17 protein-coding genes are annotated in these 15,310 nt (G+C 43.3%); 2 read left to right on the top strand and 15 right to left on the bottom strand.

Annotated elements, in window-relative coordinates:
- The 9 genes from yknW to NSU05_RS07585 form a co-directional block, all read right to left on the bottom strand.
- Complete coding sequence (yknW, locus tag NSU05_RS07625) at window positions 1-696, bottom strand: toxin SDP protection protein YknW (RefSeq protein WP_015715814.1); 696 nt, start codon at window positions 694-696, stop codon at window positions 1-3.
- Between the two features lie 109 nt (window positions 697-805).
- Window positions 806-2,620 (bottom strand): ABC transporter ATP-binding protein, encoded by a 1,815-nt coding sequence (locus NSU05_RS07620; RefSeq protein ID WP_015715813.1) that lies wholly within the window; start codon window positions 2,618-2,620, stop codon window positions 806-808.
- Window positions 2,621-2,631: 11 nt separating this feature from the next.
- The gene (locus tag NSU05_RS07615) at window positions 2,632-4,389 is read right to left on the bottom strand and encodes an ABC transporter ATP-binding protein (RefSeq protein ID WP_038428906.1); all 1,758 of its coding nucleotides are present in this window, start codon (window positions 4,387-4,389) and stop codon (window positions 2,632-2,634) included.
- Between the two features lie 223 nt (window positions 4,390-4,612).
- The gene (moaD, locus tag NSU05_RS07610) at window positions 4,613-4,846 is read right to left on the bottom strand and encodes a molybdopterin converting factor subunit 1 (RefSeq protein WP_014476678.1); all 234 of its coding nucleotides are present in this window, start codon (window positions 4,844-4,846) and stop codon (window positions 4,613-4,615) included.
- Entirely contained in the window at window positions 4,839-5,312 is a 474-nt protein-coding gene (locus tag NSU05_RS07605; RefSeq protein WP_038428905.1) for a molybdenum cofactor biosynthesis protein MoaE, read from the bottom strand. Before NSU05_RS07605 ends, moaD begins: the two co-directional genes overlap by 8 nt.
- Window positions 5,312-5,833: a molybdopterin-guanine dinucleotide biosynthesis protein B gene (gene mobB / locus NSU05_RS07600; RefSeq protein ID WP_046160345.1), complete on the bottom strand. Its 522-nt coding sequence runs from the start codon at window positions 5,831-5,833 to the stop codon at window positions 5,312-5,314. Before mobB ends, NSU05_RS07605 begins: the two co-directional genes overlap by 1 nt.
- On the bottom strand, window positions 5,794-7,086 hold the full coding sequence (gene glp, locus NSU05_RS07595) for a gephyrin-like molybdotransferase Glp (protein ID WP_038428903.1): 1,293 nt from the start codon (window positions 7,084-7,086) through the stop codon (window positions 5,794-5,796). Before glp ends, mobB begins: the two co-directional genes overlap by 40 nt.
- 17 nt (window positions 7,087-7,103) lie before the next feature.
- Window positions 7,104-8,123, bottom strand: a complete 1,020-nt coding sequence (locus NSU05_RS07590) for a molybdopterin-synthase adenylyltransferase MoeB (protein ID WP_017696813.1) — start codon at window positions 8,121-8,123, stop codon at window positions 7,104-7,106.
- 50 nt (window positions 8,124-8,173) lie between these two features.
- On the bottom strand, window positions 8,174-8,773 hold the full coding sequence (locus NSU05_RS07585) for a molybdenum cofactor guanylyltransferase (protein ID WP_038428902.1): 600 nt from the start codon (window positions 8,771-8,773) through the stop codon (window positions 8,174-8,176).
- A 136-nt stretch (window positions 8,774-8,909) separates the two neighbouring features.
- On the opposite strand from NSU05_RS07585, the gene cse15 reads away from it, so the two are divergent.
- Entirely contained in the window at window positions 8,910-9,875 is a 966-nt protein-coding gene (gene cse15, locus NSU05_RS07580) for a spore protein Cse15 (RefSeq protein WP_029317734.1), read from the top strand.
- A gap of 40 nt (window positions 9,876-9,915) precedes the next feature.
- On the opposite strand, the gene rok is transcribed toward cse15, so the two are convergent.
- From rok to ahpA, 3 genes are all read right to left on the bottom strand, one after another.
- On the bottom strand, window positions 9,916-10,491 hold the full coding sequence (gene rok / locus NSU05_RS07575) for a transcriptional regulator Rok (protein WP_003232378.1): 576 nt from the start codon (window positions 10,489-10,491) through the stop codon (window positions 9,916-9,918).
- 465 nt (window positions 10,492-10,956) lie between these two features.
- Window positions 10,957-11,403: a thiol-disulfide oxidoreductase YkuV gene (ykuV, locus tag NSU05_RS07570; protein ID WP_038428900.1), complete on the bottom strand. Its 447-nt coding sequence runs from the start codon at window positions 11,401-11,403 to the stop codon at window positions 10,957-10,959.
- 70 nt (window positions 11,404-11,473) lie between these two features.
- Entirely contained in the window at window positions 11,474-12,016 is a 543-nt protein-coding gene (gene ahpA / locus NSU05_RS07565) for a biofilm-specific peroxidase AhpA (RefSeq protein WP_003245371.1), read from the bottom strand.
- 236 nt (window positions 12,017-12,252) lie between these two features.
- On the opposite strand from ahpA, the gene mscT reads away from it, so the two are divergent.
- Window positions 12,253-13,056 carry a small-conductance mechanosensitive channel protein MscT gene (gene mscT / locus NSU05_RS07560; RefSeq protein WP_003244994.1) on the top strand — a complete coding sequence of 268 codons (804 nt, stop codon included), beginning with the start codon at window positions 12,253-12,255 and terminating at the stop codon, window positions 13,054-13,056.
- Between the two features lie 36 nt (window positions 13,057-13,092).
- Here mscT and NSU05_RS07555 read toward each other — a convergent pair whose 3' ends face one another.
- From NSU05_RS07555 to dapD, 3 genes are all read right to left on the bottom strand, one after another.
- Window positions 13,093-13,338, bottom strand: coding sequence for a YkuS family protein (locus tag NSU05_RS07555; protein WP_003232382.1), 246 nt, complete (start codon window positions 13,336-13,338; stop codon window positions 13,093-13,095).
- 61 nt (window positions 13,339-13,399) lie between these two features.
- The gene (locus NSU05_RS07550) at window positions 13,400-14,524 is read right to left on the bottom strand and encodes an N-acetyldiaminopimelate deacetylase (protein ID WP_038428899.1); all 1,125 of its coding nucleotides are present in this window, start codon (window positions 14,522-14,524) and stop codon (window positions 13,400-13,402) included.
- Window positions 14,525-14,593: 69 nt separating this feature from the next.
- Window positions 14,594-15,304 (bottom strand): 2,3,4,5-tetrahydropyridine-2,6-dicarboxylate N-acetyltransferase, encoded by a 711-nt coding sequence (dapD, locus tag NSU05_RS07545; RefSeq protein ID WP_003218680.1) that lies wholly within the window; start codon window positions 15,302-15,304, stop codon window positions 14,594-14,596.
- Window positions 15,305-15,310 lie beyond the last annotated feature (6 nt).

Here is a 15,310-nt window from a genome sequence, read left to right as displayed (position 1 = left end):
TTATGCACCCGCCACAGAATTGATTAAACCTGAAAAGAGCGAAAATACAACTAAAATTCCGAATAGAATGATTGCTGAAATCCATCCGGCTTTTTTGGAGATGCCTCCCGTTTTGTGAAGTCCGATTGCTAATAATACAAAGCTCCAGATGCTGAAAATTTCAAAGGTATTTAACACGCTGGCAAGAGCCCCGTCAGATGGGATAATCCCTGCCAGTGACGTCGTGCTGTAAAGAGGATTCACGTCAGTCGTAAAAGCAACGATTCCATTAACCAATAATCCGAGACTGCTAATTAAAGAGACAAACAGACCGAGAGAAAGCATTTTTTTATATGTCGTAACACCGCCTGATATTTTTACACAGAGCCAATAAATAAGAGGGGCAATAAATAATGCTGCGATACCGCCGATAATAGCGCCTGCCATTCCGCCAAATTTGGTTATTGTTGCGACAGTTTCCATTTGTTCAGCAGATAGCCCTTGCGTATCTTGGCTTTTCAAAAGCTCACTATAATCCGTACCGAGTGATTGCAGCACGGCACCGACGATGATAATTGCTGCAACAATCAAAAGCGGTCCCCATACAGCCGGCCTTTCTCTTATTCTTTCAAATTGAACGGACGGACTTGTGATTACTCCGAAAAGTGAAGGCTTTTCAGTCGGTGTTCCGCTGTTTTTTTCTACATTCGTTTCCATTTCAAAACCTCCTTGAGAATATCTAACAAATAGTACGGGAAGGATATCAAAAAGTTTCATGTTTTTCTAATAAATTTCCAAAAGCCTTCAATATTGAAGGCTTTTCATATTATTCTATCGCTGTGCTGTATTGCGCTTTCACAAGCCCGGCATAAATGCCTCCTTTAGCGAGCAGCTGATCATGGTTCCCTTCTTCTATTTTCCTGCCGTGATCAAGAACAATGATGCGGTCGGCGTCGCGGATCGTAGACAATCTGTGAGCGATCATCACTGCTGTACGCCCTTTCAGAAGCGTTTTTAACGCTTGCTGAATTTTTACTTCTGTCTCTGTATCAATGCTTGCCGTTGCTTCGTCAAGGATGATAATAGCCGGATCGGCGAGCAATGCTCTTGCAAATGAAATGAGCTGACGCTGACCGGCAGACAGTACGCTGCCTCTTTCCTCCACCTCTGTTGCGTATCCTTCCGCTAAATCGGAAATAAACTCATCCGCTCCGACCGCTTGGGACGCTTTCATCACCTCTTCATCCGAAGCATTTGGCCTTCCAAAACGAATATTTTCCATGATGGTCCCAGAGAAAATAAATGTATCTTGCAGGACAATGCTGATTTGAGAGCGCAGACTGGCAAGGGAAAGATCCTTAATCGGTATACCGTCTATTTTAATGGTGCCTCCGGTCGCATCATAAAAACGGCTGATTAAATTGGCAATCGTCGTCTTCCCGCTCCCTGTATGCCCGACAAGCGCAAGCGTCGAGCCCGCCGGAATAGAGAAAGAAACGGCGTAAAGGGCTTTTCGTTTTTCATCATACGAAAATTCAACCTCTTCAAAACTGATCTCCCCATTTATCTTTTCATTATGAATGGCATTGGGCTTCTCCTTGACATTTGGCTGTTCGTCCAGAAACTCAAAAATCCGTTCTGATGATGCCATCCCCATTAACAGCTGATTATAGACCTGACCCAGTCTCGAAATAGGTTCCCAAAACATTCCCAGATAGAAAGCAAAAGAAACGAAGACGCCAATCGTAATGGTTTCATTCATGATGAGTGTGGCTCCATACCAAATCAAGACAGCCGTCCCAATCGCATTCGTCATTTCTACCAGCGGACGGAACATGGCATTTTTTCTAGTTGCTTCCCGCCATGATTCGTAGTTCTCCTGATTGACACCGTCAAAATACGCCATGTTTTCTTCTTCCTGCGTAAATGCCTGTGTGACCCGGATGCCCTGAATGCTTTCGTTTAGATGAGAGTTGAGCTTCGATTGCTTCAGCCGTACCGTTTGCCAGGATCGGCGTATTTTTTTTCTGAGACTTGTTGAAATAAAAAACATAATCGGCAATGTCACCATGATGGCTATAGTCAGCTCAGGGCTCAGCGTAAACAAGATGATAATCACGCCGGCCAGAAGCAACAAGTCGGTCAACAAATTGATGACTCCGCTTGTAAAGAGCTCCTGAAGAGAGTTAATATCATTCATGATCCTGACTAAGATCGATCCCGCCGACCGCTGATCAAAAAATCGATGGGATAAGCGCTGCACATGGGTAAATAAATGCTGTCGCAAATCGTAAATGACATGCTGGCCAAGCTGATTCATCCACCTGATTCTTAACACATTGGCGGCGTAATTGAGGACATATAAACCGCTAATAATAAAAATGAGCTGAATCAGCAGCTCCGAGTTTCTTCCTGTAATCGCTTGATCAAGAACATAAATGCCGATCAGAATGGGGATCACAAGCTTCACAGCAGTGCCAATCAATACGGTGAGAAAAGAAAGCGGCAAAATTGTTTTTCGATATGGTTTGACATAGCTCAGCAGCCGCCACATTTGAGCCCAGTTAAACGGCTTTTCAATGATTTCATCTGAAGAGTAATAAAAACGCTCTAAAATCCCCTGTTTTTTCGTTTGTTTCATTTGGCCCCTCCCTATCCGACCTCATGCGGCTCATTAATCATTTTGACATCACGGTATTGCAAATCGTAAATCTTTTTATAGTAGCCGCCTTTTTCAAGAAGCTCATGATGTGTTCCCCTTTCACGAATGCGTCCTTTATTAAAAACGAGAATTTCATCAGCGTGTTTCAGTGAAGAAATGCGGTGAGCGACGATAAAGGTTGTGCGGTTTTTCATGACTTCTTTTAAGGCAAGCTGTATGCTGTGCTCCGTTTGCATATCTACTGCGCTTGTGGCATCATCCAATATTAAAATGTTCGGGTTCAAGCAGATGGCTCTCGCAATGGCAATACGCTGTTTCTGCCCGCCGGAAAGCCCCATTCCCCTCTCTCCCAGCATGGTGTCATACCCATCAGGAAGCTCCATAATAAAGTTATGAGCCTGCGCCCTTTTTGCCGCTTCGATGACGTCTTCCATTGAGGCATCCGGCCGCCCATACGAAATATTTGATCTAATCGTAGATGAAAACAGGAAGGATTCTTGAAGTACGACCCCGATATTGGAGCGAAGGGTTTTTAACGAATAATCTGTGATGGGTTTGTGATCAATGGTAATCATTCCGCCAACAGGACTGTAAAATCTGGTGAGAAGCTGTGTCACTGAGCTTTTGCCTGAACCTGTCGGGCCCAACAGTCCGATTACCTTCCCGCTGTTTGCCTCAAAGCTTACATTGCACAGCGCGTTTGTTTGTTCTTTTCCGTATGCAAGAGAAACATTTTTGAAATGGACATCTCCGGTTAATTTTTGTTTATGCAAAGCATGAGGATGATCTGTAATGTCTTCTTCTTTTTCCAGAATGTCGAGCAGGCGTTCCCCTGACGCTTTTGCTTGAGAGAACATATTGATGACAAAACCTAAGTTCATAATGGGCCACATCATATAATTGACAAGGCTGAAGAAAGCAACAAGCTCGCCGGGATTGAGCTGATTTTGCATAACCAAGTAACCGCCGTATGAGAGAAGAGCTACAATACAAATGTTACCAATGAACTCCATTAAAGGGAAATACGCAGACCAAATGGATGATGTTTGTAAATACTGCGCCCTGTATTCTGCATTGGCTTTATTGAAAGTGCTGATCTGAAAATCTTCCCTGGAAAGAGATTTAACCGTATTAATGCCGCTGATATTTTCCTGAACTTTTGTATTGAGTTTCGCAAACGATTTGCGGATGCCTCTGAAGGCGGGATGGACTCTTTTGTCAAACCGGTATACCGCAACCGCGAGAAATGGCAGAACAGCTATTGTCACAAGCGTGAGAGGAACAGAATAGTAAAACATAACCGACAGGCTGATGGCTACCAGCAGGCCGAATCGAATGAGCTCAGCGAGACCGTATGATAAGAAAAAACGAAGCCCTTCAACATCAGCAGTCAGCCTGGACATCAAATCTCCTGTTTTCGCATTATCATAGTAAGAAAAAGAAAGCCGCTGCAGTTTTTCATACAGACCATTTCTCAGCCGATAAACGGATTTGATCCCGAACATATCACCTAAATACTGATGAAAAAAGGTAGCTATTCCTTTCAAAACCATTACCGCAATAAATCCTAAGCTGACCCACGCCGCAAGCTGATACTGCCGTCCCAGTACGATCTCATCAATCGTAATTTGCAGGATAATCGGATAAACGACAGTAATTGCAGTCATCAAAAGCATGGCTAGAAGCGACCACATAAACACTTTTCTGTACGGCCAATAATACATTTTTAATCTTTTAAATGTCTCCATATCCAGCACCTTTCCAACATTTATCATCTTCACTATATCGATACCCGAAATAAATTTCTATTATTTTTCAAAATTTCAGTCTAATTATGGAGTGAGTCTCTTACTTTATAGGGAGTAACATATGTAGAATAAACGCTTACAGAAAATCATTGTATGCTGGGGATACTTGGGGATATGCCAATGAAATACAGAAAAACCGGACGGCTGAAATGCCGTCCGGTTTTCATCCCCCGCTGACCGGCGGTATGATGGCTACCGTGTCACCCGAAGATACAGAGGTATTTTCTTTTACATAGCTTTCGTTAACGGCAATCATAGCCGTATCAATAGATTCAAGACCGTATTGTTCTTTTAGACTCGCTTTTATTTCATCTGTGGTTGCTTGTTCCACATCTATTTCTATTGCTTGTGTACCGGCCTGTTCAGCCAGTCCTGCAAATAAAAGAATTTTAATCATGCTGCTCTCCCTCGCTTAGGTCTGGTTTTCCGTTCGGATAAGCTGTTGTTTCTAGCTGGTCGCCGATCCATTGCTCACCGTCTTCCCAAATTTCTTTTTTCCAAATCGGCACAATCTGTTTAATGCGTTCAATCGCATACTCATTGGCTTCATATGCGGCTTTTCGATGGGGAGAAGATACAGCAATCACTACCGCTGCTTCACCGATATCGAGCACACCTATACGGTGCGTGATCGCAGCTGAGGCACCTTCCCATTTTTCTTCGATTTCAGCGCCGATTTGAGCAAGCATTTGCACGGCCATCGGTTCATATGCCTCATATTCAAGCCGAACCGTTCTTTTTCCGTTTGTCCATTCCCGAACCGTACCAATAAATGTCGTAATGGCCCCTGCTTCCCGTTTCTCCACTTTTTTGATCATGTCTTCAGTATTAATGGGTGTTTTCGTAATCTCAAACCGTTCCATTATGCAGATTCCCCCTTCAGCTGTGAAAGCACAAAATCCACGGCAACCGGATCATCCGCATGAAAAACGGGTAATCCCTGATGCTCTGTCATTTGCTCTTTTTTTCTATAGATGACGGCGATTATATTTACTGCTTGCAGCGCTTCCAGATCTTCCTTTTCACTTAGGATAACCACTTTAGGATAAGGGGCTTTTTTAAAGCCTTCAATCAGAAGACAGTCTGTTTCGAGAAATTGGTATAACTCGATCAGCCGTGCCAAATCCCAATTGCGGCGGGCAGTCAGCTGTAACACACCAGCACCTTCTACCGCTGTTACACCAGCACCTGCCGCCTTGTAACGGTCCGTGTCTTTTCCTTCCGTGAGCGTTTGCGGTTCACCGCCGTGACCATGATGCTTCAGGCAGCCCAAATGGACTCCCTGTTCAGAGGCTTTTTCAAGAATGCGCTCAATAAACGTTGTTTTCCCGCTGTTTTGAAATCCTACAACTTGGACGATCGGGAAAGGACGGACCAAGGCCATTCACTTCCATTCTCTTCTCTGATGAGCAGTACTTGAACCGTTCTGCCAGATTCGTAGCCTCGCGTGCCGCCCGGCAGGATAATAAATGCATTGGCATCTGCAAGTGATGTGACAGAGCTCGACTTATCTAAACCAACGGGTGTCGCCAACAGCTTCCCTTCCTGATGGTGCACGAGCGCACGAACAAATCGGGTAAATGGGTTCGGCTTCGGAAAATCCTTGGTCAAAACTGCTTCCGCACAAATTGAATGCGGTGTTTCATTGAGCAGCCATGTCTGGATTATCGGTTTGACAAACAGTTCAAAACCGACATAGCATGCCGACGGATTACCTGAAAGGCCAAACAGCAGCATATCGTTTGCATGCGCCACCGTTGTCACGCTGCCCGGGCGCATGGCAACTTTATTAAACAGCACGTCCGCTCCGAGTTTTTCATAGATCGCAGGCAAAAAGTCAAAGTCACCGACTGACACACCGCCAGTTGTGATCAGGAAATCCACTTTTTTCATCGCTTCTTTAACTGCAGCATAGCTTTTATCCAGTTCATCAGAGATTTTCCCTAAATAAAGCGGTGTTGCGCCTGCTTCTATCGCTTGCGCATATACCATACTCGCATTGCTGTTGCGGATTTTTCCCGGTTCCAGCGGATCACTGACATTCAGCAATTCGGTACCGGTTGCGATAATCCCGACTACAGGCTTTCTCACGACAGGCACAGATGCGTATCCGAATGTTGCCAAAAGAGCCGTCACTCCTGGTGTCACCCGGGTGCCCTTTGTCAGTAAAACACTCCCTTTTTGAGCGTCCTCACCTGTTTTTGAAATATTATCCCCCGTCTGAAAGCGGCGTTTTAAAGACATAAATGACTTCCCATTCTCCTCAAAGGTTTGAGTCAGTTCAATCATGACGACTGCATCTGCCCCTACAGGGATTTGCGCGCCAGTCATAATCCGCACGGCCTGAAACGGGCCAAGTTTTTTTTCAGATACTGCTCCCGCTCCAATATGGTCAATAACTTCAAACCGAACTGGGTTTTCACGTGATGCATATGCCGTATCGCACGCTCTGACAGCAAAACCATCGTATGGCGAACGGTCAAACGCAGGGACGTGGTGATCCGCAGTTATATCTTCGGCTAAAAACCGATGAAGGCTGTCTTCAAGCGCCACCCATTCTGTTTCACCTTGTTTTTGAAAATGGCAGACACGCCGAACTGCCTCGTCTACCGGTATCGGTGTTCTTTTCTCCAGCATTCTGACCCCTCCTGTTGTTACAGTCCAATCACTCTTGCCAACACGGAGTTGGCTTCTTTCACATCATTTGTTCCATGCACCAGTGCCCGTCCGTCATTGAAAATGACAATTCTGAAATCCTCGTAAAAAATATGCAGCAAAAACGCATTAGCCTCGACCTTGCCGATTGTTTTCAGCCGCTTAATGAGTTCCTGTTTCGGGATTCTTTTTAATGATTCTGACCTTACCTGCACTGTATCACGGCCGCATAATACAGCAGCTTTTGGTGTATTCCAATCCTGAAGATAAGGATATACCGCATTTGCTCCGCAAGATGGGCAATCCTCACGGCGTACATGATTAACGTTAATCTTCATATGCGAATTGTTCCAGACATCAAATGTCACAAAACCCCGCTGTATTGCTTCTATTTGGCCGGTTAACAGCTTAAATGCCTCAGCCTGCTGATATGCTGAAACGATATGCACAGCAGGCGGAATAATGCCGGCAGTATCACACGTCGCCCCGCCGACAGGAATTTGCTCAAACAAACAAGACAGACAAGGGGTTTCTCCGGGAATGACAGTCATGAACATTCCCTGGCTGCTTACACAGGCGCCATAGACCCAAGGTGTCTTTGTTTTCTGGGCAAGATCGTTTATCAGCATGCGGGTTTCAAAATTATCTGTCGCGTCGATCACGACATCTGCTTTTTCAATCAGCGGCTCAAGCGTTTCGGCTGTTCCTTCGGTAACATACGCCTCAATATGTATCTCGCTGTTAATCGCTGATAGATGCTCTTTGGCAGCCATGGCTTTCGGCATGCGGAGTTTGGCATCGCTTTCTGTATAAAGCTGCTGCCTTTGAAGATTGCTCCACTCCACATAGTCACGGTCAATAATGGTAATCGTACCGACTCCCGCTCTCGAAAGCCCTTCAGCTCCTGCAGTGCCGAGCGCTCCCGCTCCGACAATCAGCACATGGCTGTCTGCCAGTCTTTTCTGACCCTCTTCCCCAATTTGCTTAAATCTGATTTGCCGTGAATAACGTTCCTCCATCAAACCTGTTCTCCTTATCTTTTATGTCATCTTATCATGTTATTGCCCCGTCAGTCCCGCTTGAGGGAGTTCGATTTTTCTTCCAAACAGCTAAAATCATCACGTGTATTAATGTTGATAAACTCTGCCGGGTTTGCTCCGATATTTTCAGCCTGTACGTAACAAACCGAAATTCTGCCTAATAAATCTGATATTCTCAACCTCTTCTCAGAAAGCTGATCGTATAGAACTGGCATGATACGTTTGTGGTAAATCGCAATCAATGGCTGCACTTGTCCGTCTGAAATTGGGACTACCGCGTCAGCACCGGCAGTCATCAGACGTTTGAGCTCCAGTATCGTCCTTCTTTGTATCAGCGGTGTGTCACAGGAAAGAACAGTATAAAGATCACCGTCTGTCTTTTTAAAAGCGGTATATATACCAGCCAATGGCCCCATGCCTTGAAATGGCTCAGCATCTTGATACACTTCATTTTCACCGTTTTCTTGAAATCTATCAATAAATTCGGGACGGCTGATGATAACCGTTTGTTCTCCAAGTGCCTCTTTAGCGCATTGGTAAAGCATCCTGCCCTTCCATTTGACAAACGCCTTCGGTTCTCCAAAGCGACGTGAGGCTCCCCCTGCCAACAGTACGTTTACATGCTTCATATCATCTCACCTCTAGTTTCGTTAAAAGCATAGCAAAAGCAAAGGCTCAACGCTACTGCTTGTCTGTTTATTAAAGAGGAATAGCTGTTCAGTATTTGCATATTGTAGTGTTAACATCATGAGGGAGATGGTTCGAATGAAAAGATCAGGTCCTTTTTTCCACGACGTGTCTCAGGAGAACCTTTATTTAAAATCCGAGCTTTCAAGGTGCCATAAGCTGATTGCTGAACTTGAAGCAAGCTACTTTCATCAGAAAAATAACAAACTGCTCAAAGAAAATACCGATATGAAAGAAAAACTCCAGCAGCTGTCTGCCGAATTAACACATATGTCAACAAAAGAAAAACATGCCTCCCACACCAGCCAAACCCTGCACCAAATAAGAGCTGAACTGCTTGATAAAATCGTTGTTTTGCAGGAGCTTCTATCTGCTGAAACCTATAAACGCAGAGCCGAAATCGAAGAAAAACATAAACTTCATATTGCTAAAGTCAAAATCGAAGAAGAAAATAAAAATCTTCATAAACGGATCAGCGAACTTCAAGCCTCGATTGAGCAGGAACAAAATGCACTGCTTCAGGCAAAACAGCAAGCCGAATTGATAAAAGCCGAAAACGGGCGTCTAAAAGAGCAAATGGTAGAAAAAGAATATCAGCTAAAACATATTAAAATAGAAGTTGATCATATGAAAGATCGAATCATAGAAACGAAAGAAAGACTGCTAGACATAGAAAAAACGAAAGAAAAATTATTTCACGAAACTATTATATCGTATAAACGGCAGCTTGATGAAAGCGATGCCTGGATTGCTTCTCATTTTGCCGATATTGATGGCGGCACGAAACAAAAAGAAAAAACGGAAGAAGAAGCTCCAGCGGTCTACGCGCAGCCAAATCATGTAGAGACTATCCTTGAAGATGTCACCAAACAGATACATGTGCTTCAAAAACAGCTTGCCCGCGCCCAATCATCAGACCAGGCCAAGAGCCATACAATCGAAGAGCTGAAAAACAGAGCCGCTGAAGAAAAGCCTTATCAAAAGTGGGTGTATAAGCTTAATCTTGAAAAAGAAAACAAACCTTCACAGAAAAAACCTCAATAAAAAAACTGCTTGAGCGATGCCAAGCAGTTTTTCTTTATATTTATTCATTTGCTGATTCTGCAGATTCGATTTCACCCTCTAAAATGTACTGCCCGCGATATGGCTTTTTCACTTCCGGGTACATTTTAATTAAGCTTTGCATAAACGTTGTCATATTAGGGATTTCAAGACCGCTTTCTTTTTCAATCTCTTTTTGAAGCTCCGAGCTCTTAATCGCCGCGTTGTGGCGTTTTAATGTTTTAATAGCAGCTTCACGCAGCTTAGCTGCTTTTGATCCCGGTCTTGCCGTTCCTCTTCTTCTTCGTGTTGTTCCGTCTGGTATACCGGCAGGAAGAGAGGAAATAGATTGAAGCTGAGGCTGAACAGACTGCTGCTGTGATTGCGGCTGATAGCTTCTGATTTCCTGAGCCGCAAGCTCAGCGAGAACCGGCAGAGAGTCAGGTTTTTTTTCAGAACGGAAATCCTTTTTGATTTCGGAAGGGCTTCCATTTCTGTCCAGCTCTCTTAATTTTGCGTATATTTTATCACGTTCAATTTGATATTCACGAATGACTTTCACTTCAGCTTCATTTAATTGTTCTAACCGCAAGCGCAAAGCTTCTCTTTCATTAAACATTCCTCAATGTACCCCCTATCAAAATTAACATCTTTAATTAAGATATTAGATTACAAAAGTAATTTTATCAACTATTATTTTAGCATTTTACTATTATATTTACTCTATGAAAAATTCCTTATTTTCTGAAAATGTTTTATTTTTCAAAAGAGTCCTTTATTCTCAAGGGATTAAGGGGCTTTCTAGTTTATTTGGTATAATGTTGAAAATATATATTTTACTTACTTCTTTAAAGAAATTTAGTGTAATATCTACAATTTTCGAGTTATGAGATATGAGATTTATCTAAAATTGAGGAAAAACATCAAAAATTAGCTGTGTTTTCTAGCGTATCAATCAAACAAACCATCAATTCCTATACCCAAATTTGGAAAAATAAGCTTCTTACTCTTCTTCCATTGCTTTTTGCACAAATAAAAAACCTGATGTGATCAGGTTTTTAGGAAATACTATTTAGTCAGATACCTATTCCGTTTCAGCCAGAACGCGGTTCACACGTTTTTCAAGCATTTTCATACCGCTCCCGCCGGCTTGGAAGTGACGGAGCTGTCCTGTTTTATCAAACACATAATACGCAGGTACGTATTCATTTTCAAATGCATCGGTTAAAGCATGGTCACTGTCAACAAAAATCGGCTGAGTGATATCGTGTTCAGCAGCTGTTTCTTTAATTTTACCAAGATCAAGATCATCTTCGGAACGGGGCATGTGTACAGCTACAACATTCAGCTGATCTTGATATTTATCACGAAATTCATTCACTTGCGGCATCGCTTCTTTGCACAAGTGGCAGCTGATGGACCAGAAATGAATAAGCGTCGGCTTTTCCCCAATCAATTGCTCTCTCGTCACTTCACCATTTAACCAAGCTTTTTCTCCCGTCAATTCCGGCATGGACTGACGTAATTTCATTGCTTTTTCCCTCCTATTTAACAGAGTGGCCTAACGAATATGCTAGACCGCTTTTCGTTCTTGGAAAGAATTAAAGTGTTTTTTGGCCTGGTTTCCAGTTAGCCGGACAGAGTCCGCCAGTTTGCAGCGCCTGGAGAACACGAAGCGTTTCATCAACATCACGCCCAATGTTGTTATGGAAAACAGTTTGATATTGGAGCTCCCCTTCAGGATTAATAATAAACAATCCGCGCAAAGCCACACCTTCTTCTTCGATTAAAACGCCATATTCCCGGGATACCTCATGGTTTGTATCAGCAGCAAGCGGGTATTTCAGCTGGCCAAGACCGTTTTCTTTGCGGTCTGTATTGATCCAAGCTAAATGAGTATGGATGGTATCAGTTGAAACCCCGATGACTTCTGCATCAAGATCTTCGAACTCGTCATAGCGGTCAGACATTGCTGTAATTTCTGTCGGACAAACAAAAGTGAAATCCATTGGATAGAAGAATAGCACTGTCCATTTGTCGTTTTTCATGTTTTCCTCAAGACTTACTTTGCCGAATTCTTTGCTTGCAAGGACTGCTTCCATTTCAAAACGAGGAGCTTGTTTACCTACCATACGTTCTGCCATATGTATCCCTCCAATTTATTGTTTGGCTTAAAGGTCAAAATCGCATGAAAATAAAGGGTTATTAACCATTTTTAGTTATATTGCAATGCCATTATATAAAAGCAGATTTCCTGAGTCAATTTTTAACAAATCATGTATGTCTTTGGCTTCGACATTTTTGAATAAAACGTTTAACATGGTCATGTACAGGGTAACTAGTCTCAATGTGCAGCAATCAATTAGAAAAGGAGCTCAACATGGACTTTATTAAACAATATGATTGGGCGGGACTGATTACAAATGCCGGTGTTCTGCTCATTAAACTCGCCATTATGATATTGCTCTATTTTATCGTTCGATCATTAGGCATGAAAATCATTAAACATCTGTTTGCAAAATTCGAGGAGCAGAATAGCTTGTCTATCGGACGTGCACATACGCTCCGAAGCCTGACTCTTAACATATTTGCTTATACATTGATTTTCATATTTTTCGTCATGGTTCTAGATTTGTTTCATTATGATCCAAGCGCTCTTTTAGCGGGGGCAGGAATCGTCGGCCTGGCTGTCGGATTTGGCGCCCAAGGGCTTGTCAGTGATATCGTGACAGGTTTTTTTATTTTGCTTGAGAAACAATTGGATGTCGGAGATTATATTACCGTTTCCACCTTTGACGGAATTGTCGAGCAGGTTGGCTTAAGGACAACTCAAATCCGCAGCTTTGACGGAACACTGCATTACATCCCCAACAGAAACATCACAAACGTGAGCAATCATTCTCGTGGTACCATGCAGGCTCTTGTTGATATTAAAGTGCCGGCTGAAAGAAATATTGATGAAATGATTCATATTTTACAGCAGGTTTGTGATGAAACGGCAGCGGCTCTTCCACAAATAAAAGAAGGCCCAAATGTCATCGGCATTCAAGAACTGGGGACTTCTGAAATTGTAATCAGGGTCATTGCCAAAACAGAAAATATGGAACAGTGGCGAGTCGAACGAGTGTTGAGAAAAGAAATAAAGAACGCGTTCGACCGCGCTTTCCCTAAAGAAACAGAATAAATAAAAGAACCGAAGCTTTTTGCTTCGGTTTTTATATTACTGAATTCTGCTTTCAACTTCGCTGCAAATTTCTTCAGCCGTCATCCCGGAAGCTGTAATGACAGGTGCTTGTGTTACCGTATCGGCTATCCCTTGCACATTATTATCAAGACCTGTTACGACACAGCAGTCACAGCCTTGAGCATCAGCAGGGCTTTTCATCATTACAACGTCATACCCTTTTTCTTTTAAAGCAGCTTCTACATCTGATAATGATTGTTCAATTCCAATTTTTTTAGCCATTTTTGAACACCTCCGTTTACTAGAGTGCTCATTTTATGGAATTTTATTCTTTCATTTGTACTTAATTGGCATAAACAGAAAAATAACCTGTCATGACATGAACCGCTGTTTCTATCGCATTTTCATCGGGATTCAGCTTAGCATGATGAAGCCCATGTTCAGAATCAGCGCCGAGCCAGAACATGAAGCCGGGATATTTTTTCAGCATGTAGCCAAAATCCTCTCCAGTCATTGCTTCTTTTGCTTCAATTACTGTCGCCAGTTGATGTTCAGCAACAAAAGACATAAATTCTTCTGTTAATCCGCTCGTATTGTAAACTTGGTGATATACAGACGGATATGTCACTTTTCCTTTGCAGCGGAATCCGATTTCGATTCCTTTCACTACATCTTCAATCCGTTCCTTTACTTGTTTCATCGATTCTTCAGAGAGCGTGCGGATCGTGCCTTCCAGGTGGGCCGTTTCCGCAATGATATTTTGTGCCGAGCCTCCGGTAATGGTACCAACTGTAATAACAGCACTGTCTAGCGGATCTGTGTTTCTAGAGATAATCGTTTGCAGCTGGGTGACAAGTGTACTTGCCGCTACAACCATATCCTCAGCCAAATGCGGATATGCCGCATGTCCCCCTTTGCCTTCCAGATCGATGACTAGCTCTGATGTATTCGCAAATAGAAGGCCGCTTTTTGTCGCAATGGTGCCTACCGGAAGCTCTGGAGCAATATGAAGCGCAGTGATGAAATCAGGCTGCCACTTTTTTAATACATCGCTCTCAAGCATTGGTTCCGCACCGCCAGGCCCTTCCTCTGCCGGCTGAAACAGAAAAAGCAAGTCATGTTTGACTGGGTGGTGAACAAAATGATCAATAATGCCGAGTGCAATCGTCATATGCAAATCGTGACCGCAGGCGTGCATGTTGCCGTGATGCTCTGATGCGAATGGAAGACCAGTTTGCTCTTCTATAGAAAGCGCATCGATATCCGCTCTGTACGCCAGCATTTTTTCCGGCGCCGTCCCGTTCACTTTTACAAAAAGCCCTGTTCGCCATTTCTCAATTTCAATTCTGTCTTGCGGATATTGTTCCAAGACATTTAATAAATACTGCTGGGTTTTGAACTCCTGAAATCCAAGCTCCGGTATACGATGCAGATCTCTGCGAATTGCGATGAGCTCCTCTTTCTTCATTTCTATTCCTCCTGCCTATACGAATAAGGCGTGGATATATTATCCACGCCTTTTTTATCAAACTTTTCCTTACAGCTGGCGTAATTCCTGCTTGATTTCAGTTTTGCCTTTTGTTTTTTCATCAATGTCTTTGATTTTTTTAGCTGGTGTGCCTGCAACGACAGTGTATGGCTCAACGTCGTTTACCACGATCGCTCCCGCAGCAACAACAGCTCCTTTACCTACTGTTACACCTTCAAGCACAACAGCATTTGCGCCGATTACGACGTCGTCTTCAATCACAACCGGTTTAGCGGATGGCGGCTCAATAACGCCCGCAAGTACAGAACCCGCGCCGATATGGCAGTTTTTTCCGACAGTAGCTCGTCCGCCAAGCACAACGTTCATATCAATCATTGTGCCTTCGCCGATGACTGAACCGATATTAATAGAAGCACCCATCATGATGACTGCGTTATCACCGATTTCAACTTGGTCGCGGATGATCGCGCCCGGCTCGATACGCGCTTTGATGTTTTTAAGATCAAGCATTGGGATCGCAGAATTGCGGCGGTCATTTTCAACCACATAGTCTTCGATTTTGCTTTGGTTTTCTTCGATTGCTGTTTGGATTTCGCTCCATTCACCGAAAACGACACCAGTGTTTCCGTTGATAAAAGCTTTCGCAGATTCACCGAAATTGATTCCTTCCAGCTCACCTTTCACGTAAACCTTTACAGGTGTAGATTTTGTACTATTTTGAATAAATGAAATAATTTCATTTGCGTCCATCATTTTCATATGTAT

The sequence above is a fragment of the Bacillus sp. EU52 genome (assembly GCF_037964975.1).
Classification (GTDB): domain Bacteria; phylum Bacillota; class Bacilli; order Bacillales; family Bacillaceae; genus Bacillus; species Bacillus subtilis.
This window is presented reverse-complemented; position numbering and strand designations above follow the sequence as displayed.